Genomic DNA, 21,756 nt, shown 5'->3' with positions numbered 1-21,756 from the left:
CCGAAACGGAGGGGTATGTCAAGGGCGGGGACCGAGCGCGGCGGCCTCGTGGTAGACGTCGAGGGTCGTCTGGGCCGTGGTGTCCCACGAGAACGACTTTGCGCGCTCGGGGCCGCGGGCGGCGAGCTCGGCGCGGAGGACGGGGTCGCTCGCGACGCGGCGCATCGCGGCCGCGAGGCCCTCGGCCGATCCGCTGGGGAAATGCAGGCCGGCGTCGCCCGTGACCTCGACGAGGGGGGCGATGTCGCTGGTGATCACGGGGCAGCCCGCGGCCATCGCTTCGAGGGCGGGCATGCCGAACCCCTCGGCGAACGAGGGCTGCAGCAGGGCGAGGGCGCCGTGGAGGAGCGCCACGAGGTCGCCCTGCGGGAGCGTGGGGCGGACGAGGAGGCGGTCCTTGATGCCGAGCCTCTGCGCGAGGGCATCGAGGCCGCGGCCGGCGGAGAGGCGCTGGACGAGGACGAGGCGCTCGCCACGCGTGGCGGCGGCGGCGAAGGCCTCGAGGGCGAGGGCGTGCCCCTTGTAGGGGGCGTTCTGGCCGACGAGGAGGAAGTAGGGCGCGTCGGTGCCGAGCACGCGGGCGGCGCGGGCGCGGGCGGCGTCGCGGTCGTTCGGTGGGACGAACCAGGGATCGGCGGCGTTGTGCGTGACGACGACGCGGCCCTTCGTGGAGGGGTCGTAGTGGAGGATGGCGTCGGCGGAGGCGCGCGAGACGGTGAGGATGCGGGTCGAGCGGCGCAGCGAGGCGTGGAGGCCCGCGCGGAAGAAGGGCACGCGGAAGGCGCGGCGGAAGGCGGATCCTTCGGCGAAGTGCGGGGTGTCGAGCCACATGATGTCGTGGATCGTGGTGACGACGGCCGAGCGGATGCCGCGGCCGAGGATGTTGTGCGGCGCGTGGAAGACGTCGGCGTCGGTGGGGCCGAAGAGGCGCGGGAAGAGCAGGGAGAAGGGCTCGTTCGGGGTGCCGATCGCGCGGTGCTCGTCGACGTTCGGCGCGGCGGAGAGGCGGCCCTCGACGCTCGTGTGGCGCCAGAAGGTGAAGTGGTCCTGGGGGGCGAGGGCGGGGAGGCGGTCGACGAGGGCGCGCACGTAGGCGCCGATGCCGCTCGGCCGCTCGCAGATGTACCGGGTATCGACGGCGACGTGCATCACGATCCCGCGGAGAGGAGCTCGCCCACGGTGACGGCGCGGAGGCCCTGGGCTTCGATGGCGTCGAGGATGCGGGGCAAGGCGCGGACGGTGGGCTCGCGGGAGGCCGGGTACACGGAGCCTGGCGCGCAGCCGTCGTGAAAGAGGAGGATGGCGCCGGGCTCGAGCGAGGCCTCCGTGCGCCGGACGATGGTCGGCGCGTCGGAGGCCACGTCGAAGGCGCCGGACCAGTGGACGCACGTCATGCCGTAGAGACGCTCGACGTCGCGGGGGGCGACGCGGCCCGGATGGCCCCAGGGAAACCGATAATGGCGGGGGCGGGCGCCGAGGGTGCGCTCGAAGAGGTCGAGGGCGCGCTCGGTGTCCTCGCGGAAGGCGTCGAGGCTCGTGACGGTCGCGCGCGCGTGGGCATACGAGTGGCAGCCGATCTCCTGCTCGGCGGCGACGCGGCGGGCGAGCTCGGGCCACCGCTCGACGGCGCTGCCGAGGAGGAAAAACGTGGCGCGGGCCCCGCGCGCGGCGAGCAGGTCGAGGATCGCGGGGGTGTGGGCGGGGTCCGGGCCGTCGTCGAAGGTGAGCGCGACCGCCGGCTCGGGCGGGCCGTGCATGACGAGGCCGCCGCGCATGCGTCCGCGGACGGCACGAACAGCGCGCCGGAGCGCCAGGAAGGGGCGGAGAGGCGGCTTCGAGGAGCTCACGTCAGCGCTGCGTGCTCAAACGTGACTGCGCGACCACGAGCTTCAGGTCGGATGAGGAGGAGGCTCATCGGGCGGGGACGGTATCAGCGCGAAGGAGGGCGAAGCAAGCTCGACGGGGACGGTCGGGCTCGTTCGATCCTGGCCCGCACAGGGCTTGTCGAAGGTACCGGCTCCTCCGAGGGGCTGGCCTGCGTGCGCGGTCGTCCTTCGGCGGGGGCGACGGAGGCTTGTCTTTGCCCCGAGCGCGCTGCTACGCCGGTGGTCGGATGAAGCGCCCGAGGTCCACCAAGTTACCTGCTTCGGAAGGTTTTCTTCGAGCGATCACGCTCGTCCGCGACCGCGTCGAGGACCCGAACGTTTATCCGTACACCATCCCGGCCGTTCGTTCGCTCGATACCCTCGCGTTCGATCCGAGGGTGACGTTCCTCGTCGGGGAGAACGGGTCGGGCAAGTCCACGATCCTCGAAGCAGTTGCGCTCTTGCTCGGGTTCAATGCGGAAGGGGGCACGAAGAACTTTCGTTTCGCCACGCAGAGCTCCGAGTCCGAGCTCTATCGGGCCTTGCGGCCGGTCCGGAGCGCGCGCCGCGAGCAGCACGGATTTTTTCTTCGCGCCGAGAGCACGTTCAATGTGGCCACGCACATCGAGCACCTGGGCATCGAGGCGTGGTACGGCGGCCGCTCGCTCCACGAGCGATCCCATGGCGAGGCATTCTTGACGCTCGTCGAAGAGAAGTTTCGCCCCGACGGCCTGTACCTGCTCGACGAACCGGAAGCCGCGCTCTCGCCGGGGAGGCAGCTCCGCTTCCTCGGGCATCTCCATGTCCTGGCCCAGGCAGGCGCTCAATTCATCATCGCGACCCATTCGCCGATCCTGCTCGCCTACCCGAAGGCGCTCCTCTACGAGCTCTCGGAGAACGGCATCGCGACGGTCGCGTACGAGGACACGGAGCATTACCGCCTCACCCGGGAGTTTTTGTTGCATCGGGAGCGGTTCTTTCGGGTGTTGTTCGAGGACGACAAGTAAGGAAGAGGGGTGAGGGGGGCGGCCGGGATCAAGGCTGTTCGGGCAGCCGCACCTCGCTGAACCGTGGCCTGTGCAGGTTTCCCCTCGCTTCGAGCGCCCCGGCGTTCGCGAGGACGATCAACCGGCGGGCATAGAGACGGATGCGGGTCTCGTCAGAGTACGGAACGCCGGAAGCTTGTGCCGCGTCGATGATGACCCGTGCCGCCTTCAGGTACCGATCGCGCGTGTATTTGAGCAGCATCGCGTCGATGGCCTCCAGACCGGCCGTCCCCATCTCCATCGCCAGCTCGCTCTCCTCTTCGTCGGGAGACTCGGGCAACACAGCCCAATCCTCGAATACCAGGTTTCCCTTGGTGCTCGGTACCCTCAATGATTCACGTGTGATGACCTCCTCCGGGCGCCGCTCCAGGCCATCCATCCCTCCGCTCGACGCGGCTCCTTCACCGCACAACGCCAAGAGCTCTGCTTTGGAGCGGACCTGAATCGTCCAGAAGACATAGTCATGCGGCACATGCGCCAGGTCGGACAGCGCTTCGGCCTTTTTCCCCAACTGAACGAAGGCCTCTGCGCGCAGGAAGTGGAGGGCCTCGCGGTAATCATCCCAGTCGAGCTCGTCACACAGGATGAGCCCCAGGCTGAAGTCGGCCATGGCGCGCTCGTAGTGGCCTGCCATGAGCGCGCATCCGCCTCGATCCATGAACGACACGGGCTCCCGAGGGCTGAGCACTATCGCCCGCGTCAAGGCTGCGATCGCGGCCGTATACTCACCCCTCGCCTCGTAGGCGTACGCGAGCGTATGCCAAAGTTCCCAAATCTCGGGATGTTGTTCGGTGAATTCAACAGCGTCGGCGAACGCAGTCGGATCCTTCGCACGAATGCGCCAGATGATGTTCATGATGTCGGGCGCCAAGAGCCCCAGCAAGTCACGCATCAGTATCTCCTTCCCGGCTGAGGGATCTTGCTTCCATGATCGACTGGCGTGCCACCGCACTCCGGCGTGACAAGGCCCTTTTCACAGTCCTTCTGATTCGTGTAGCCTCCCGTGACGCCGCGCCCTGATTTGCGGCCCGGGATCTTTAGCTGCTCCTCGCACTGTCTCTCCGCATCCGCCCACTCCTCGTCACACTCCTCCTTGGTCGGCTTCCTCTCCTTCGGCAAGGAAACGGCCGCAGCCACGACGAGGACCGCGACGCCCACGACGATCGTCACGCCGGACGCCGAGACGACCACCGGGACGAGCCGGATCAACTGGGAGATGACCGAGACGTTCGCCAGGAAGCCTCGCGAAGGCAAGAGGCCGCCGCGTGAGATCAGCTCGTCGGGATTCGGCGAGTACCCTGCGTCCGTCATCGTCCGCAGCGCATCCATCATGCACTGTTCGAGGCCGGCGTCATCGAGGCGCGGGCCCTTGGCTGCCACGTCGGAGACACGGTCGCCCCGGAGCTCGACCTGGAACTCGATCTCGTACGCGTGCCGCTGGAGCCGCCCCGCTCGCTCCTCTGCGCACGCTTGAAGCGCGCGGACCGTGCTCGCAGGGAGCGACCCCTCCGTCAGGGGCTCGGGCACGGCGGCGTACTCGTCGCTCGCTCCGCATCCCATCGGCATCAGGCTCACCGCGATGCACGTAGCGGACAACGCCGCCCCCGCAAGCCGACCGCTCGCGCCTGCCTTGCCCATGCGCCCCCCCTCGCTGGCGGAGGATGGTAACTGGCCGTCGGGGTGGGGTGGAAGAGGGGACGGGAGCGAATGCGCACGCGCCCGTGGATCCGCATATAGGGTCACGACCACGTCGAACCCAGGAGGCACGTTCGCTCAGTCGCGTTTGCAATCCTGGAAGACGAGCTGGGCCTGAACGGGCGCAGCCGGATCCTCGGGCGCATCGTCGAGCTTCGCGGTGCGCACGCAATTGACGCTGTAAAACTTCGTCACATAACGATCGAGGCCCTGCTGCGCGGCGGCATAGGACGAAAACGAAAGCGTGGCCACGCAGGAGCTCGTCCGGCAGTCGAGCCCCTCGAGCGTGGTCCCGTCCGCGTTTTCCCGGACGAGCGTGTCGAGCGCGGGTCGCAACGCGGCGTTCGTCGTCCTGGACCACGTGGGATCGACGGGCGCTTGCTCGTGGCGATCGATCATCGACTCGACGACAGCCTCGAAGCGGCGGCGCTGCTCCTCGCGCTCCGCAGGATCGGCGGGCGCATTCGTGGGGGCGAGGGAATCGACGCGCTCCTCCAGCGCCGAGAGCCGCGCCGTGACCGGGCCGAGGGGGGCCTGGGGGGTCGCGGGCGCAGGCCCGTCCTGGCGTTTCGCGGGGGACGCGGCCTGGGGCGCGGGAGCATCCTTGCTCGCGGCCGGCACGGCCGGTCGCGCGAGCAACACGGAGGAACCGACGCCGGCGGCAATGCCCATGAGGGCAGGGAGGAGATAGCGGACGAAGAGAGCGGCGCCGCCGCGCGCATTTTCGGAAGGGTTCGAGATCATTTCGCCACCTCGACGGGGACACGGGAGATTCGTCATGCTGGACCGAGCGAGGGGGCCGGCCGCGCCCGCGCGGGGAGCTGCCGGCCCCACGACGGCGAGGCTCAGAACGTGCTGAACCCGGACAGGCTGCTCCAGCCGTAGATGCCGCTCTTCGGCAGGTTGACCAGGAGGACGGGGTAATAATCGGGGTGGGATTTCAGGAAGGGCACGGGATCGTTGGTGCCGGTAAAGGCGGCGATGTTGGTGTCGAAGGCCCCCGTGTACGTGCCCGACGTGAGCTCCACCCAGTTCGAGCAAATCGCGGCCGCGCCGCTGTACGAGCGAACGCAGGTCTGGGCGATGACCCGGCTGTCCTGCTCGAGGTTGATGTAGTTCGGCGAGTCGTTGTTGTTGTCGATGCCGGACACGTACAGCACGTCGAGCGTCGAACCCGTTTGATTGATCGAGTTGCCATTCTCGTCCGGAACGGGACAGTACACCCGGCGCGCGCGGGCGCCGAAGGGATCGCTGCTCGCGTTCGCGATGCCGTTCGCCGAGATCTTGTAGTCGGCGTTGTATTCGGTCTCGATGGTGCACGCGGAGGCGTGGACGATCGCGCGCGACGCCTGCGCGGGCGTGGCATGCGCGACAATGAAGCTCCCCGCGCAGGCCGCAGTGAAGAGCGCGATCGGCTTGAGCACCTGAGTCATGAATGAGTTCATTGTGGCTGGTTCCTCGATGAAGCGTTGGCTGCACCGGCGCTACGGGATGCCGGCGCCGGGGGGGCCAGGCAAGCCGGGTGCCAGCCGCGAGGAGCACATGGCCCAGGCCGAAACACGATGAAAAGCAGGGCGTTCGCGCGTCCGCTTGGTGTTGCGCTGTTGCGCTCCGGGTTGCGCGGCGGCGCCCGCGACTATCGCCGGAACCGCTCCGCCTCGATGCCGTACCGCTTCATCCAGCGCTGGACTTGCATCCGCGCCTTTCCCATCGCCTTCGCGACCGCGGTAATGTTGCCGCCGTGTTCCCGGAGGAGCGCGACGAGCTCGTCCCGCCGCGCAGACTCCTCGGTCGAGAGCCCTTCGAGCGCGCGCTGCACGGCCGCGGGGAGGTGCTCGATCTCCAAAAGCCCTTCCTCTCCCGCGAGCACGACCGCCGTCCCGAGGCACTTCTCCAGCTCCCGCACGTTTCCCGGCCAATCATGGCGGAGCATCGCCCTCGCCGCGCGTGGGCGGATCCGGATGCGCGTCGCCTGCTCGGGCGGGAGGCGGTCGAGGATCGCGCCGGCGAGCAGGCCGAGATCCTCGCGGCGCGCGCGCAGCGGGGGAAGCTCGACCTTGTGGCCGGCCAGCCGGTTCCAGAGATCGGCGCGAAAGGAACCTGCGGCGACCATCCGTTCGAGGGAGCGGTGGGTCGCGGCGATCACGCGGAGATCGACGGGGATCGAGCGCGTGCCGCCGATCGGACGGACCTCGCGCTCCTGCAGGGTCCGCAGCAAGGCGGCCTGGGCCGGCGCCGGCAGGTCGCCGATTTCGTCGAGGAACAGCGTGCCCCGGTCGGCGCTTCGGACGAGGCCGAGGCGATCCTCGGTGGCCCCCGAAAACGCCCCCTTTTTGTGGCCGAAGAGCTCGGCCTCCACGAGGTCCTTGGGGAGCGCTCCGCAATTGACGGCGACGAAATCGCCGGGGCGCCCGGAGAGCGCGTGCAGGGCGCGCGCCATGACCTCCTTGCCGGTGCCGGTCTCGCCTTCGAGGATCACCGAGACGGTCGAGCGCGCAATGGGGACGAGCCTCTCGAACACGCGGTGGAGCTCGGGCAGCACGGTCGCGAGGCCCGGGGCCGCCGGACGCAAGGCCGTCCGGTCGAGCACGGGAGGATCGTTTGGATCGCAAGGAAGGGCTTCCCGGTAGAGGAAAAAAGTTTGTCCGAGCTCGATCAGGTCACCGTCCTCGAGCTCGTCCCGTGTCGTTCGAATGCCGTTGACGAACGAGCCGTTCTTGGATCCGGCATCGTCGACGACCCAGCGCTGGAGCAGCTTGCCGAGGCGCGCGTGGGTCGCCGACATGCGGGGATCATCGGTATGAATCGTGAGGCGTCGGGCCCGCGAGGCGGTCGTCGCCGCGATCTGCCGGGTGGCTCCGCGGCCGATGTCGATCTCGTCGAACTTCGCGAGCGCGACGCGCGCGGGCGGGGCGAGGGGGCGGTGCGCCTCGAGGACGAGGAACAGGTGGGGGCGGTGGTGGGCGTCGCCGAGCTCCTTGGGCTCTTCGGTGGAGGAGAGCGTCCTGCTGTCGGGGCCGTCGATCATCGCGTTTGCTGCATACACCATCCGATCCCAGGCGTCGCCGAGGCGCGCGCCCCCGGGTGGAACAGGGGGTGCAACACCGCAACGCGCGTCGGAAGGCGCGGGCGCGGAGCCACGCGCCGAGCAAGCGGGCACGGGTCTTGCCTGGGCGCGAGGCATGAATGTTCGACGCTTCCTCGCCTCGCTTGCCCTCGTGCCCGGCATCCTCGGGATGGGGTGTGGAGCAGAAGATACGCTCGAAGAGGCCACGGACTCGACGCAGCAGCCGCTGTCCACGCCTGATTTCGAGATGCCGCAGAATGGGCTCCCGACCGAAACGCTCGGCTCCAACGCAAACCTCGCGCTCTTGCAAAACGTCTGGCAGCATCCGCTCGACGACTTCGACGCCACCCTCTCGGCGAACGGGAACATCCCGGGCCTGTTCGACACGGGCACATCGACGAGCGCCGAGAAGCTCATGGAGTACGTCGTCTCGTGCGCGCTTGGTCCCACGAGGGTCGTGGAATCTTCTGCGACGTCCTCCCCGTGGCATGGCCAGCTCGGACTTTGCGACGCGACGTCCCCGTTCGGGAGCTGGTGGAATGCGCCCGCCACGTCCGCGTGTCGCGAAATCGTCTCCGCTTGCGTCCTTGCGCGGATGAACGCGCGGAACAAGCACGTCCCCATCTCGATACGCATCCCGAATGGCAGCGGGGCTCATCCTGTGAACACCAGCGCGTTTCAACCGGCGAGCAAGGTCCGGGTCCAGACCACGCTCCGGAATGGAATCCAGGTCGGAAGCGGCTGGCAGCCAGAATTCGTGGGGATCTGCAATCGTGGTCAACCCGTGACCTTGCAACGGAGCGGCGTGGCCAAGGTGCGCGTGTGCAAAGGAATTCACGGGTGTGATCCCGGCCAGCAGTCCCCGAGCGTCCCGGGGGCCTCGCAATTTTATGCAGGCTTCGTCCAAGAATTCGGTGATGGGAATGGCCCCATCACGTTCACGTGCCCCGCGGACGTGAGCACGGCCCCGAACGGTCAACCCGGGAAGGCGTACTTCAGCATTTTGGTTGCACCGGCGAGCCCTGGCGGGGGCTCGGCGCCCGCTCCCATCGTGCAGCCCATGTCCGGCGCTACCTATCCCGCCACCGAGCGGCAGGTGTTCACCTATCCCGAGGGTGCGTTTTACGGCAACATCTTCCCGAACCCGGGCGTCGGCGTCACCATGAGCACGTGCCACAGCGACGTTTGGCAAGCAGGCAAAGTGTACATGGCCGATCGGCTCTGCGAGGATCCTTCCGCGCCACAGAATTGCATTGATTCCTGGGCGTGCGGAGCGGGCTGGGCGGGGGGCTGCCAGGGGAGGAGCCCGGCGCCGGAGGAGGCTTACTACGATTGCATGTCGGATGTCGACGTTCCGTTGTGGCGGCACGTGGTCACCGTCTTCCTCAATGAGCCCACGGCCATCTCCGAGGACCCGACTGCGTCGGCGATCGTCTCCTCCCACGACGCGTGCACGCCGGGCGCGCCGCTCGCCGACGGGAGCAGCGCTGTCGTGACCCACGTCTGCGCCGCGGACCCCTATTGCTGTAGCTCGGCCTGGGATACCCAATGCGTCGCCGAGGTGCAGACCGTGGCGAACAGCAATGCGTGCGGTCCCACGTCGTGCAGCCACTCCGTCTGCGCCACAGGGGATAAGCTCGCGGGTGGGTGCAGCGCTGTCGTGACGAGCGTCTGCGCCGCGGACCCTTACTGCTGCAAGACGGCCTGGGACAGCCAATGCGTCGCCGAGGTCCAGACCGTGGCGAACAGCTTGGAATGCAGGTGCAGCCACTCCGCCTGCACCACGGGCGCTGCCCTCGACACGATGTGCGGCTCCCTCGTGAAGAACATCTGCACCGCGGATCCCTACTGCTGCAATACCGCCTGGGACAACCAATGCGTCCACGAGGTCCAGAGCGTGGGGAACAGCGTGCAATGTGTCTCCGGCGCGTGTGATCACACGCTCTGCACCGAAGGCGATCCTCTCACCTCGGGCTGCGACGTCCCGCCCCTCGTCTCCCCGGGCTGCGCGGCGAGCATCTGCAGCGTGGATCCCTATTGCTGCAACACGGCCTGGGACAACGTCTGCGTCAATGAAGTCCAGACCGTGTGCGGCAAGTCCTGCAACTGAGTGCTCACCGCGCCGCGCGCCGCCCCTCCTGAGCAAGCAGGCGCATCTCCGCCACCGCGGGGACCGTCTCATCCGCCACCGACCACGCCTCCAGCACTCGATTCGCGAGCGCCCGGGCCCGATCGCCATCCCCTTGCTTCGCCGCCCGACGCGCGGCGCGTACCAGCGCGAGGCTCGCCCCATTCAGCTCCGCGGAGCGATCGGCGAGCGCCGCCTCCAGCCTGGCGACGAGCTCGCTCTCTCCCGTCTGCTCGAACGTCTCGATCATCGGCTCGGCGAGGACCTCGACGAACGGGCCCGGCGTCCGGAGCAGGGGCCGGAATGCGCGCGCCGCGCCGGCAAAGTCTCCCTTTGCATAACGCTCCGCCCCGTCCGTGAAGGCGTCGGCGTCCGGGAGGGCGCTGTACGACAGGCGTTGCCGGAGCTCGCGGAATCGGGTGAAGCAGCGCCGCGAAACGGCGGGCGAGGCGTGCGCGCAAATGGCGGGGAGCCGGAGTGGGACGTCGAGGTACGCGCCGTCGAGCGGCGGCGGCTCGGGTTCGAGGAAGCGCTCCACGACGAGATCGGCGATCTCCTGCGCGCGGCCGAGGACGAGCGCAATCTGCAGAGCGCGCCAGGCGATTTCGAACCGCTGGACGCGCTGCCAGCCTGCATCGTCCGCGGAGACGACCATGGCCCGCTTTGCGCGCGCGAGAGCCGCGCCCAATCGTGCCTCGCTCGCCTCGATGCGCACGAGGAGAAGATCGCTGGCCACGCGGTGGACGGGTGCACCACCCGTCGCCAGCGCGAGCGCAATGCCCCGGGCCTCCTCGCGCGCGCCGGAGGTGAGGAGCGTGTCCGCGAGCGTGCCTGCGACGGACATGTCCAGCGGCGAGAGCACGTACGCGCGCCGGGCATACGTGAGGGCGTTGTGCTTGTCTCCCAGGCGCTTCGCCTGATACAGCCACCCATAGCTGTTCCACGGCACCCATGCCTGCATGGCCCGCAGCGACGCCTCGGCGCTCGTGGTGCCGTACGTCACGGCCAGGAGCTGGAGCCAAGGCGCGCAGCCCTCGCCAATCGGATTCCTCGGCTCCGCGGCGACCGCGAGCAATGACATTTCCGCGGCCCGCTTCGGGTCGCCCGATTGAAGGAGGCACGAGAGGGTCGTCGCGAGCGTCGAGCGCCCGCGGGGCGTCGTTTCGTGCGCGAAGCGGCGCTCGAGCTCGGCAATCGACGCCGGATCGTCCACCCGTCGAACCACGTGCTCGACACGGGCGCGCGCGGCGAGCTCGCCGGGGGATGCCATGTCGCCGCGGGGGGAAAGACGTACCTCTGGCAGCGGGAGGCCGAGCGTGTAGGCGCAATGGCGGGCCTCGGCGGGCCCTAGCTCCGCGAGGTCGGCGCTCCTCGCCGCGACGCGGGAGCATTCGTCCGGGAGCCCGCCCGCGTTGTTGCTCATGGCTGCAGCAAGATCGAAGAGCGCGAGGGCGCCGCCGACGTCTCGGGCGCGCGAAAAATCCGCCATCGTGGCGTCGAGCGTGGCCGCGACGGGGAGCGCGCCCCGCTCGGCCAGGGGGTTCATCGCGCCCCGCAGAGCCTCGTAGAGGGAACGCCCGGTGCCGACGGCGTGGTCGAGGTCCGCCCCGTCGGGCCGGCGGAGGGTGACCGTGATCCGGAAGCCGGTATTCTCCCGGACAACCTGACCATCGGCATAGGCTGCCGCTCGGCGACGGGCGGCGTCGATGGATTTCGCGCGGGTATCGGGCGCGGCATAGGGATCCTCGGGGAACCGGTCCACGGGCTGCGCCGGGAGCGCGAGGAGCTCGGCAGGGGCGAGCGTCCGTGTGGCAGAGCCGCCCAAAAGGACGCTGGCTCGGTCGCAAAAAAGGGACGCCGCCGCGGCGCCCATCCACCCGGAGGGCTCGTCGATGCCCGACGCCTCGAAGACGGGGCAGCCGAGGACCGATGACGTCGATTGCAAGGGGGAAACAACGAGGGGAGCGGGCGGGGGCAGGGGCGCAGACGGCGCATTGCGGTGGACGAACCATGCGCCCACGACCGCCAGAATCAGGCCGCCGGTGATCGCTCGGACGCCCCACACGCGCGGGCGCCCGGGAGCGAGCGGCGTGGGCGCCGGGGCCGCCCGCTCGATGGGAATGGCACTCCCTTCGTCTCTCGTGAGCCCGCGAGACCCGATCTCCGGCGTCGAATCCCCGAGCGTCGAGCCCTTTTGGGACGCCGGCTCCGTCTCTCCCAAAGCTATCGCTTCCGAGCCTTGTCCTGCCCCGCCGTCCTCGAGCCCGCCGTCCCCCGCCGTAGCGGCCCTCGTCTCCGCCGCCGATGGCTCGTGGAGAAGGGCCGGATCGGGCAGGGCGAGCGCCCCCATTTCGACGATCCCGAGCGCGTCGCCGAGCGCGCGCACCGCTGCGGTTGCCGTCGCGAAACGCTCGTCTGGGTCCACGGCGGTCACCTTCGCAAACCACACGTCGAAACCGGCGGGCAGAAGGACGCCCTTCCTCGACGCGCGCTCCATCGCCGACTCCACCGGGCCGTAGGCCGCGCTGAGCGCAAAGGCGACGAGGTTGTCTTCTTCGGTCCTCTCGTCGGCCCAGTACGCCTCGCCGACGAGGAAGGCATAAGCCATCATCCCGAGCGCGTAAATGTCCGTCGCCGCCGAGACGCGCTGGCCACGGAACTGCTCGGGCGCCATGTACAACGGCGTCCCCACGGTCTGGGTCGCGCCTCCGCGGGCGGTGCCCTCGGCGACGATTTTCGCCACGCCGAAATCGAGGATCTTGATACGCCGGTCGCCCCCCTCGCGCACGCTCAGGAAAAGATTGGCCGGCTTGAGGTCGCGATGGACGATCCCCGCCGCGTGCGTCTTGTCGAGCGCGAGCGCCGTCTGATGGAGGCACGCGAGCGTCTCCTCGAACGAGAATCGCCCCACGCGCCGGAGACATCGCCCGAGCTCCTCGCCGCGGAGCAGCTCCATGACGAGAAACGGCACCCCTGTCGCCTCGTCGACCCCCGCATCGAAGACCTCGACGAGGAACGGGCTCTCGATGTGCGCGGTGATCCGCGCCTCGAGCTCGAACCGCCGCCGGAGCTCGGGACGCTCGATGATGTGGGAGAGCATCACCTTGAGCGCCAACCGGCGGTCCGTCCCGAGGTGGCGAGCCTCATACACCGCGCCCATGGCGCCCGTGGCGAGGCGGCGGATCAGCCGGTAACGCCCGGCAAAGATCGCCCCCTCCATCACCTCGGCGGACATCACCAGCAGACCTCGGGGGGAAAGATAGCGTGACGCTCCTGGAAAAGCCCACGAATACACGCGCCGCAGATCCCGCTCCATCAGAATCGAAAGGCGATCCCCGCGCGTAGGCTCGTGCTCTCGTGGGACGCGCGCACCGGGCCCATGCGGCCCCACCGATCGAGGTGCTCGACCTCGACCCAGCCGAGCCGCTGCTTGTCGCTCGGCAGCGTATACGAGAGCCAGGCGCCGCTCGCGTTTGTCCGCGACCACGGTCTTCAAGTGCTCGTCGCCGCGGCTCTTGATGTACGCGGACGCGGCCATCGAATGCACCGCGCCGAAATCGCCATAGGCGTCCACGCTGGCGCGGGCGCGGGCATTTCCCTGGTGGAGCGTGAGGTCGACGTAGACGCCGCCGAGCAGGACGCGCGCGAGGAGGTCGAGCTGCGTCACGCCCCGATCGTCGACGGATCCGACGAGCCGGGGGCGAGGATCCTCGTGGTTTCGCCGGGATGGTCGAACCCGCGGACGTCGATGATCTCGGTGCTCACGCCGATGCAAGACGCGGACCGGTCAGCGGAGCTTGCTCGTCAGGGGATCCAGGGCGCGATCTCGCGGTAGGCGTCGAGCGTGCGCTTCGCGGTGTTCTCCCAGCGAAACCGAGCGGCATGCGCGAGCCCGCGGGCCCGGAGATCCCGCCGGAGGGCCTCGTCCGTGGCGACGGCGCGGAGCGCGCCTCCGAGCGCGCCGAGGTCGCGCGGATCCCGGACGAGCGCGGCATCCCCCGCGACCTCGGGCACGGACGTGAGGTTCGAGCAAACGACGGGACAGCCGCACGCCATGGCTTCGAGCACAGGCAAACCAAAGCCCTCGTAGAGCGAAGGAAAGATCAGCGCCTCGGCGCGAGCGTAGAGGCCGACGAGCGCCGAAAGGCCCACGCGGCTCTGGACGTGCACGCGCGAGAGGAGACCCGTCCCGCGCAAGGCCAATTCGAGCTCGGCCGGGAAGGTGCGCTCGCGCTGAATGATGACGAGGTGCACGTCATCGGCGGTCGTGAAGGCGCGGGCGAACGCGAGGACGGCGGCCGTGTGGTTCTTGTTGGGGTAGCCGCCGCCGAGGACCAGGAAAAACCGCCGGCCCTCGGGGACGAGTTGTTCCGTACGCGCAAGGGCTTCCGGGGCATCGAGCGGCGCGAAGACGGGATCGACGCCGAGGTGCGTGACGCGGACGCGAGGCGCGGAGGCAGGATCAATGCGGATGGTGTCGTCTTTGCTGTACTCGCTCACGGCGAGGATGAGGCCAGCGCGGCGGATCGAGGAGCGCATCGCCGTGGACCAGTACGGCGCGAGGAACACGCGGAGCAGCGGGTTCGGAAAGACGAGCTCCGGGCAGACGATCGGCATCAAGTCGTGCATCGTGATGACGCTCTTCGCGGGCGCCCCGACCGGCAGGACGCGGTAAGGGGCGTGGAAGAGGTCATCGGGGCCGAGGCGCTTCTTCAGCCAAGGTCCAAGGCGCAAGAGCGAGTCCGGCAAGTTCGGATCGCCCGAGACGAGCCACTCGGTGACGTTGGAGGCGCGAGAGAGAGGCCCGCGCGCATCGGGATGCCGGAGCAGGACGAAGGGCACGTCGGGCGCAAGCGCAGGGAGGTGGTCGACGAGCGCAGCAACGACGGTGGCAACGCCGCCAGGCGCGCCGCGAAGGACGCGGGCGTCGAGGACGATGCGAGGAGGCGCCAAGCGGGTCATGCCGTCTCAGGCCGAGAGGAGCTCGCCAACGGTGACGGCGCGGAGGCCCCGAGCGTCGAGGGCGTCGAGGATGCGGGGCAAGGCGCGAACCGTGGGTTCACGGGAGCCAACGTACACGGAGCCAGGCGCGCAGCCGTCGTGGAGCAGGAGAATGGCGCCAGGCTCGAGCGCGTCCTCGATGTTACGAACGATGGCCGGCGCGTCGGATCGTTCGTCAAAGCCGCCGCCAGACCAGTGGACGCAGACCATGCCGAAGAGGCGCTCGACGTCGCGAGGGCGAATGCGGCCGGCGTTGCCCCAGGGAAAACGGTAATGGCGGGGGCGCGCGCGGACCTCACGATCGAAGAGGTCGAGCGCCTTCTCCGTGTCGACACGGAAGGCCTCGAGATCGTTCACAGCCGAACGATCATGAGCATACGAGTGGCAGCCGATCTCCTGCTCGGCGTGGACGCGGCGAGCGAGGTCAGGCCATCGCTCGACGGCAGTGCCGAGGAGGAAAAACGTGGCACGGGCGCCTCGCGAGGCGAGGACATCGAGGATCGCCGGCGTGTTCTCCGGATCCGGACCGTCATCGAAGGTGAGGGCAACCTCGGGCCGCGCCGGGCCATGCATGACGAGGCCGCTGAAGACGGCGCGGACCGAGCGGAAGCCACGCCGGAAAGCGCGCAAAGGGCGATGCGAGAACGAGAACGGGCGCACGTCAGCAGGCTCGGGCGGCGGCGTATCAGCAACAGGCAAGCGCGTCAAACAGGGGCGCGCCGGTTGAGGGCGCCTCGCTGGGGCTTTGCCCCAGGCCCCACCAGGAGCTATCCGCTCCTGGACCTGGACCAGCGCCCGCGCTGGACTGAGGGTCGATGAACTGCGCTCCGCGCCGTTCATCGAACAGCCGGGGTCAAGACCACGAGCGACCCTGCCAAGCAAGACGGCAGCGCTGCTGGTTCAGCCGGCAACGCGCTACCACCGGCCTGTGGGAAGAACTGCGCGGAACGCAGTTCTTCCCCAAAGGGTCCGGGGCTGGCCCTGCAACGAGGGGGCGGACAGCTTCAAAAACTTTCCCCGCATCGACTGCGCGAAGCGCAGTCGATGCCCAGAGGTCCAGGGCTGGCCCTGGTTCGGGTCGAGGGGCGAACAGCCCCCGCGGGGCCCGGGGCAGAGCCCCGGCGCGGCGCCTCCCGAGGAGTCCCCTAGTAGGTGGGACCTGTCTCCGCGGCGAGCACCTCGAGCGCTTTCTCCCAGGTGGCGCCGCGCTCGTCGTCTTGCCAGCTCGTGGCTACGCTGTCGCCGCGGCTCACCTCTCCGATGCGCGCCATTGCTTCGGCGTGCGCGGGGCTGCCGACGAACTGGTACATTGCCTCTTCGTCCTTCCAGACGGTGAGCGTGCGGCCCACGCTGCAGCTCGCGGCGGTGCCGAGCCGGAAGGCCACGAGCCCTGGCTGGGTCTGGAGTGCCCCGACGATCGGGCCCACGAGCTCGCCGAACTTTGCTTCGGATGCCGGCGTGCCCTTTCGGTGGATGTAGGTGGTGCTCAGGATGTAGCTCCCTGGTGCGAGGTTTCCCTCGGCGTCGACGCCTGCGCCTGCGAGGGGCTCGGATGCGAAGTCGAGCTCCAGCTTGCTTCGCGCACAACCGTCGTCCTGAGGTTCGGGGGGCGGCTGCGTGGGCGGATCGGCCTCCGATCCGCTGCACGCAAGGAGGGAAACGGCGAGGAGAGCTGCTGCTACGGAGGTGCGCTGCATGGTGTGGTTCCTTTGGAGTGGAGGCGTTTCGCAGGGACATCAGCGAGGTTTGGGGGCGCGGGGACGAACGGTGCCGAAGAGGAGCGGTGAGAAATCGCGGCTCAGGCGTTTGGAGTGGAAGTCCTCGGCGCGCGCGAAGACCTGGACCTCGACGTCCTCCGCCGTGGAGGCGGTCGACGTCAGCGTGGCGACCCAGTGCTCCGTGCCGGCCGCGTCTTGCACGCGGAGATAGAGGTACGAACCGGCGGACACGCGCTCCGCGACGCGACCTGTGAAGCCGAACCTCGACGACGGCCCGAGCGCGTATGCGACCAGGGGATTTTTGGCAGGCCCCGCGGATGTTGCCGCGTGGGCCCCCGCCGCGAGCCCCGCGGCTAGCATCATCAGGGTGGCAAGGACCGTTCGTCGCATGCCCGGACGCTACAGGCCGGGCCGTTCGTCGCGAGCGCGAGCCGATGTGCGGCGCGGCAGAGCGGATGAGCGGCGCGGGAGGGCCGACGAGCGGCTACTCGGCGAGGCCGAGGGCCGCCTTCAGAGCGGAGAGCGAGCGCCGGCTGACGCGCGCGATCTGTCCGTCCTCGAGCTCGACCTCGTGGATCCCGTCTTCGCTGCGCAGGGCCTTCACGCGGACGACGCGGACGAGCTCCCCCCGGTGCACGCGCAAAAAACCATGGGCGCCGAGCCGCTCCTCCAGCGTGGAGAGCGTCTCCTCGGTGCAATGTTCGTCCTGGTCCGCGCGGAAGACCGTGTACTTGTCGCTGCTCCAGAAACGCGTCACGTCGCGGGCATCGAAGAAGCGGATGACCCCGCGCGTGACGGTGACGATGCGCGAAGACGGCCCCGCGCGATGGGCGACCGTGGAGAGCGCTCGGGCCCGCGCCTCCTGGGTCGCGAGCAGACGATGGCGAGCGCGCTCGATGGCGGCCCCGAGCCGCTCGGGACGCACCGGCTTGAGCAGGTAGTCGACCGCGTTCACCTCGAAGGCCTGCACGGCGTGTTCATCGTAGGCGGTGACGAAGATGAGCGGCGGCAGGTCCGCGTACCGCTGCGCGAGCGAGAGCCCATCCAGGCCGGGCATCCGGATGTCGAGCAGCACGAGCTCCGGGCGCCGCATCGCGATCTGCTGGAGCGCTTCTTCCCCGTCTCCGGCCTCTCCCACGACCTCGGTGCCCGGGATGTCCCGGAGCAGGCGGATCAAGCGCCGGCGCGCCGGCTCTTCGTCGTCGACGACCAGGATCTTCATGCCGCCGCGTCGCTCACGGGGATGGCCACCCGCGCGAGGCAGCCTCCGCCAGGGGCCGATTCCAGGGAGATCGCCCCACGCTCCCCGTAAAGCAGGCGCAGGCGCGCGCGAAGATCCTCCACGCTCGTCTGGCTGCCGCGGTGCTCCGAGGCGGAAGGCCCGGGGCCATCGTCGAGCACCTCGACGGCGACGTGATCCCCCTCGTGCCGCACGTGCACGAGCACGCGGCCGCTGCGCCGGTGGGCCATGCCATGCAGGATCGCGTTCTCCACGAGCGGCTGCAGGAGCAGCGGCGGGACGAGGGTGTCGGCGGCCCGCTCGTCGAGCTCGACGTGCGTGTGCAGGCGCGAGCCATACCGCGCGGACTGGATCTCCAGGTAGTCGCGCACCGTCTCCACCTCGCGCCGGAGCGTGACGAGCCGCGTCTTCGAGCTGTCGAGCGCATACCGGAAGAGATCGGCCATGCGCTCGAGGGTGCGCTCGGCGAGCGCGGGGTTCTCGGGGATGAGGGCCGCCACGGTGTTGATGCTGTTGAAGAAGAAGTGCGGGTTCGTGCGGCCCTGGAGCGCCTTGAGCTGGGCCTCGAGCGCGGCCTCCCGCTCGAGCTGCGCCATGCGCTCGATGGTCCGGGCCTTGTTCCGCAGGCGCTGCACGATGAGGGCCGGGAACAAGTAGATCCACGAGATGATGACGCATTCGAGAGCGAACTCGCGCGGCTCGTGTTCGCCCGGGGCGATCCTCGCTTTGAAGGCGAGGAGAAACGGGGCCAGGAGGACCGGGACCGCGGTCGTGACCGCGACGTGGAGCGCGCCACGCGCGAACGGCGAGCGCAGGCGCGGCACCACCTTGGGCATCACCCAGACGTAAAGCGCGTGGAAGGTGAACGAGAGGGTGAGGAAAGGGACATAAAGCCCCGCGATCGGCACGAGCACCTGGCCGAGAGGCCGCGAGAAGAGATCCCCAAGGAGCAGCGGCGCGGCCGCGAGCGGCACGATCGGGTAGAGCCAGAGCATCTCGCGTGGCAAAAGCTCCATCCCCTCCGGCAGAGGGAGCTCGCGACGGCTGCTCTGGCTGCTCTCGGGAGGCCTTCCCATACGAGCCGGAGCGTAACGGGGGCCGCTCGCCGTGATCAAACCCGACCCGATGGACGGTCGTTCCTGGGGGATGAGCGGCTGCGGGCGGGGCACGTGTGCTTGCGCCCCTTCCGCTCGTTCGAGCGCTTCGACTTGGAAGGGTGTGCCGGGGTGGTAGGATGCGCGGTCATGGATCCCGCCGCGCTGCTCGCCGAGCTCATCCGTCATCGCACCGACAACCCCGGGGGCGACGAGCCGTCCATCTGCCGCATGCTCTCGCGCTCGCTCGCCGAGCTCGGCGCGGACGAGGTCGGCGTCGTCGAGGTGCCGCGCGCCGAAGGCACGGGCGCGTACGTGGTCGCGCGCTGGGGCGAGCCGCGCACCATCATCAACGCGCACGTCGACACGGTGCCCGCGAACAGCGGGTGGACCGTGGATCCGTGGGAAGGCGTGGTCACCGCGGATCGCGTCGTCGGGCTCGGCGCGGCGGACACGAAGGGCGCGATCGCCGCGACGCTCGTCGCGCTCGAAGGCAAGAAGCCGCGCAACGTGGGCGTGGTCTTCTCCGGCGACGAGGAGCGGACGGGCACGTGCATCCGGCATTTTCTGGCGAGCCCGTGGGCCCAGGTCGTCAAGCGCGCCGTGGTCTGCGAGCCGACGGGGCGTACGGTCGGCGTGCGGCACCGCGGCTGCGTGGCGCTCTCGGCCGAGGTGCTGGGCCGCGGGGGCCACTCGTCGGGCGCCGATCACATGCCGAAGCCGATCGTCACGATGGCCCGGCTCGCGGTGGGGCTCGACGAGATCGGAACACGCTGGCTCGATCGAGGGCCTGCCGACATGAAGGGGCTTTGCTTGAACGTCGCGGCGATCGAGGGCGGCGTCGCGTTCAACGTGGTGCCGCATCGGGCCTCGCTCTCGTTCTCGGTGCGCCCGCCGCCCGGCTTCGATGACGCGGCCTTCGAGGCCGAGCTCGCGGCGAGCGCGCGCGCGGCGGGGGAGGGCATCGAGCTCAAGACGACCCTCGCGATGTCTCCCTTCGAGACTCGCGACGTGGCGCCGTTCCGAAACCTCCTCGGCTCGCTGCCCCGCGCCGAGTCGACGCTGCCGTTCTGGACCGAGGCCGCGCTCTTCTCCGCCGCGGGCATCGACGCGGTGGTGATCGGGCCTGGCGACATCGCGCAGGCGCATGCCCCGGACGAATTCGTGATGAAGAGCGACCTCGAATGGGCCGTGGAGGTATTCAGCCAGGTGATCGCGAGAGCGTCGTCGGATTGACGTGACGCGGCATTCTCGGATCAGCCGCCTTTTCGAAAATCGACGCGCCGCACGCGCGCGCCTTGCTTGAGCCGGATCCCGCTCTCGGGGACTGGCTCGTCGACGCCCTCATCGCGGCTGCGCGCATCGGCCGCGGGCGAGGCGCCGGCGCCCCGGGGCGCGCGCCGCAGGCTCGTCGCATCCTCGGACGTCTCTCCACCTGCGCGCCCCGCGAGCCACAACATCCCCGCGATACCCGCGAGGACCACGGTGCTGAGGACAACGAGTTCGCCGTGCGGAAAGCCCATGGATACACTCCTCCCGTCGCGCGGGGAGAGCAGACGCGCGCCAACGAATAGGACTCCGCCCAACCCGATCAGAGGTAATCGGGGGCATTGTGCGGGGAACATCCACTCTACGGGATTCCGCCGCCCTTCGCTACACATTTCTTGACGATTCGATCGCGTCACGATGCGTCACGAAATGAGCATCATCGGCGCGCGGACCTCATCGCGGGTGGTAACGCCGCAGAGCATCTCGACGAGGGTGAGGACAAACGCGAACGTCGTCCCCGGGCCCTGGCTCGTCACGAGAGACCCGTCGATCACCACGGGCTCGCTCTCGTGTTTGCCATGCCGCGCGACGACCTCGCGCACGGAGGGGTGGCACGTCATGCGGCGCCCCAGAAACACGCCATGCGCCGCGAGCGCGCTCGGCGCCGCGCAGATGGCAGCCACCAGGCGGCCCGCCTCGACCTGCGCGCGGAGAAGCGCGCCCACCTCGGGCGACGCGGCGAGCCGCTCGGCGCCGCCCTTGCCACCCGGCAAAACCACGACGTCAAACGAGCCCGTCACCTCGGCAAGGGCCATGTCGGGCACGATACGAACGCCACGGCTGCAACGAACCGGAGACGCGCCGTCGATCCCAGCCAGCACGACCTCGACCGAGGCTCGGCGGAGGACATCGACGCTGATCGTGGTTTCCATTTCCTCGGCCCCTTCGGCGAGGAGGACGAGGGCGCGGGGGTTCTTCGAGTTCATGGCAAGAGAATGGGGCCCGGGGGCGCGGGCGTCAGCGGATCCGGCTGATCTGGAGGACGGGCTTCAAGTCCGTGTAATGGGGCAGGTCCGCGTTGATCTCGCGGCCGTGCTGGGCGATGCCGCGTTGAAAATTCTCGATCGCATCGAACTCCATGCCCATGATCACGACGAACGGAGCCGGCGCGCCATTGCGCGGGAGGCCCTCGGCAACCTCCGCGCTCTTCAAGCCGAACGGCCCGAGCAAGGACTTCACCAGCGGGACGTGCTTTTGCACGTAGTAGTCGAGGTCGAAGCGCTTGCCCTCTTCGTGCGGATACAGGACGGTGACACGGTACATATCTCGGCCTCCTCGGCTGGTCGTTGTCCATACCACGGACGAAGGCGCTCCGCGGCCATCACGACGCGTTGACATGAGTCCGGCCGGCCGGATACGTTCGGGACTTCCCTGTGAGGGCACTCTCAGTGGAAGGAGCGAATAGAATGAAACTTCATCTGGGACGAATCTCGATCGTGGCCCCGATTCTGGTGATGCTTGCGTGCTTCGCCGGATGCAGCGACGGCGGCGACGGCGGCGACGGCGGCACCGGCGGCACGGCCGGCAGCGGCGGCAGCGGCGCGTCCGGCGGCAGCGGCGGCGCCGGCGGCAG

General features: G+C 69.2%; 20 protein-coding genes. 3 read left to right on the top strand and 17 right to left on the bottom strand.

All coding sequences use genetic code 11. The annotated features are described in order from the left end of the window. Positions 1–18 precede the first annotated feature (18 nt). Positions 19–1,149, bottom strand: coding sequence for a glycosyltransferase family 1 protein (locus tag QHF85_RS25525; RefSeq protein ID WP_281330015.1), 1,131 nt, complete (start codon positions 1,147–1,149; stop codon positions 19–21). Beyond that, positions 1,149–1,847: a polysaccharide deacetylase family protein gene (locus QHF85_RS25520; protein ID WP_281329917.1), complete on the bottom strand. Its 699-nt coding sequence runs from the start codon at positions 1,845–1,847 to the stop codon at positions 1,149–1,151. The genes QHF85_RS25525 and QHF85_RS25520 overlap by 1 nt, the downstream gene beginning before the upstream one ends. A 266-nt stretch (positions 1,848–2,113) precedes the next feature. On the opposite strand from QHF85_RS25520, the gene QHF85_RS25515 reads away from it, so the two are divergent. After that, positions 2,114–2,872, top strand: a complete 759-nt coding sequence (locus QHF85_RS25515; RefSeq protein WP_281329916.1) for an AAA family ATPase — start codon at positions 2,114–2,116, stop codon at positions 2,870–2,872. 28 nt (positions 2,873–2,900) lie between these two features. Here the strand turns inward: QHF85_RS25515 and QHF85_RS25510 are convergent, their stop codons facing one another. The 5 genes from QHF85_RS25510 to QHF85_RS25490 form a co-directional block, all read right to left on the bottom strand. Beyond that, complete coding sequence (locus QHF85_RS25510; protein WP_281329915.1) at positions 2,901–3,803, bottom strand: tetratricopeptide repeat protein; 903 nt, start codon at positions 3,801–3,803, stop codon at positions 2,901–2,903. Next, the gene (locus QHF85_RS25505) at positions 3,803–4,486 is read right to left on the bottom strand and encodes a hypothetical protein (protein ID WP_281329914.1); all 684 of its coding nucleotides are present in this window, start codon (positions 4,484–4,486) and stop codon (positions 3,803–3,805) included. Before QHF85_RS25505 ends, QHF85_RS25510 begins: the two co-directional genes overlap by 1 nt. A gap of 198 nt (positions 4,487–4,684) precedes the next feature. After that, positions 4,685–5,350, bottom strand: a complete 666-nt coding sequence (locus QHF85_RS25500; protein WP_281329913.1) for a hypothetical protein — start codon at positions 5,348–5,350, stop codon at positions 4,685–4,687. 101 nt (positions 5,351–5,451) lie between these two features. Beyond that, positions 5,452–6,039 carry a hypothetical protein gene (locus QHF85_RS25495; protein WP_281329912.1) on the bottom strand — a complete coding sequence of 196 codons (588 nt, stop codon included), beginning with the start codon at positions 6,037–6,039 and terminating at the stop codon, positions 5,452–5,454. A gap of 203 nt (positions 6,040–6,242) precedes the next feature. Continuing rightward, the gene (locus QHF85_RS25490) at positions 6,243–7,655 is read right to left on the bottom strand and encodes a sigma 54-interacting transcriptional regulator (RefSeq protein WP_281329911.1); all 1,413 of its coding nucleotides are present in this window, start codon (positions 7,653–7,655) and stop codon (positions 6,243–6,245) included. 133 nt (positions 7,656–7,788) lie between these two features. Here QHF85_RS25490 and QHF85_RS25485 point away from each other — a divergent pair, with 133 nt between their 5' ends. Further along, a complete protein-coding gene (locus QHF85_RS25485) occupies positions 7,789–9,783 on the top strand; it encodes a hypothetical protein (protein WP_281329910.1) in 1,995 nt (664 codons plus the stop codon). Between the two features lie 4 nt (positions 9,784–9,787). Here the strand turns inward: QHF85_RS25485 and QHF85_RS25480 are convergent, their stop codons facing one another. From QHF85_RS25480 to QHF85_RS25450, 7 genes are all read right to left on the bottom strand, one after another. After that, positions 9,788–13,468, bottom strand: coding sequence for a serine/threonine-protein kinase (locus QHF85_RS25480; protein ID WP_281329909.1), 3,681 nt, complete (start codon positions 13,466–13,468; stop codon positions 9,788–9,790). A 137-nt stretch (positions 13,469–13,605) separates the two neighbouring features. Further along, positions 13,606–14,763 carry a glycosyltransferase family 1 protein gene (locus QHF85_RS25475; protein WP_281329908.1) on the bottom strand — a complete coding sequence of 386 codons (1,158 nt, stop codon included), beginning with the start codon at positions 14,761–14,763 and terminating at the stop codon, positions 13,606–13,608. Between the two features lie 6 nt (positions 14,764–14,769). Further along, positions 14,770–15,462: a polysaccharide deacetylase family protein gene (locus QHF85_RS25470; RefSeq protein WP_281329907.1), complete on the bottom strand. Its 693-nt coding sequence runs from the start codon at positions 15,460–15,462 to the stop codon at positions 14,770–14,772. Positions 15,463–15,947: 485 nt separating this feature from the next. Beyond that, entirely contained in the window at positions 15,948–16,499 is a 552-nt protein-coding gene (locus QHF85_RS25465) for an antibiotic biosynthesis monooxygenase (RefSeq protein WP_281329906.1), read from the bottom strand. 39 nt (positions 16,500–16,538) lie between these two features. After that, a complete protein-coding gene (locus QHF85_RS25460) occupies positions 16,539–16,910 on the bottom strand; it encodes a hypothetical protein (protein WP_281329905.1) in 372 nt (123 codons plus the stop codon). A 94-nt stretch (positions 16,911–17,004) separates the two neighbouring features. After that, positions 17,005–17,742 (bottom strand): LytTR family DNA-binding domain-containing protein, encoded by a 738-nt coding sequence (locus QHF85_RS25455; RefSeq protein ID WP_281329904.1) that lies wholly within the window; start codon positions 17,740–17,742, stop codon positions 17,005–17,007. Then, entirely contained in the window at positions 17,739–18,836 is a 1,098-nt protein-coding gene (locus QHF85_RS25450; protein ID WP_281329903.1) for a histidine kinase, read from the bottom strand. Before QHF85_RS25450 ends, QHF85_RS25455 begins: the two co-directional genes overlap by 4 nt. Positions 18,837–19,004: 168 nt before the next feature. Here QHF85_RS25450 and QHF85_RS25445 point away from each other — a divergent pair, with 168 nt between their 5' ends. After that, positions 19,005–20,090: a M20/M25/M40 family metallo-hydrolase gene (locus tag QHF85_RS25445; RefSeq protein WP_281329902.1), complete on the top strand. Its 1,086-nt coding sequence runs from the start codon at positions 19,005–19,007 to the stop codon at positions 20,088–20,090. A gap of 20 nt (positions 20,091–20,110) precedes the next feature. Here the strand turns inward: QHF85_RS25445 and QHF85_RS25440 are convergent, their stop codons facing one another. The 3 genes from QHF85_RS25440 to QHF85_RS25430 all read right to left on the bottom strand — a co-directional run bounded on the left by QHF85_RS25440 (position 20,111) and on the right by QHF85_RS25430 (position 21,446). Continuing rightward, positions 20,111–20,377 carry a hypothetical protein gene (locus tag QHF85_RS25440; RefSeq protein ID WP_281329901.1) on the bottom strand — a complete coding sequence of 89 codons (267 nt, stop codon included), beginning with the start codon at positions 20,375–20,377 and terminating at the stop codon, positions 20,111–20,113. 168 nt (positions 20,378–20,545) lie between these two features. Further along, complete coding sequence (locus tag QHF85_RS25435; protein WP_281329900.1) at positions 20,546–21,109, bottom strand: DJ-1 family glyoxalase III; 564 nt, start codon at positions 21,107–21,109, stop codon at positions 20,546–20,548. Between the two features lie 31 nt (positions 21,110–21,140). Next, positions 21,141–21,446 (bottom strand): EthD family reductase, encoded by a 306-nt coding sequence (locus tag QHF85_RS25430; RefSeq protein WP_281329899.1) that lies wholly within the window; start codon positions 21,444–21,446, stop codon positions 21,141–21,143. Positions 21,447–21,756 lie beyond the last annotated feature (310 nt).

This window comes from Polyangium sp. 6x1, from assembly GCF_029946515.1.
Classification (GTDB): Bacteria; Myxococcota_A; Polyangia; order Polyangiales; family Polyangiaceae; genus Polyangium.
The sequence above is the reverse complement of the archived record's forward strand: the minus strand, read 5'-3'. Positions and strand labels throughout refer to the sequence as shown.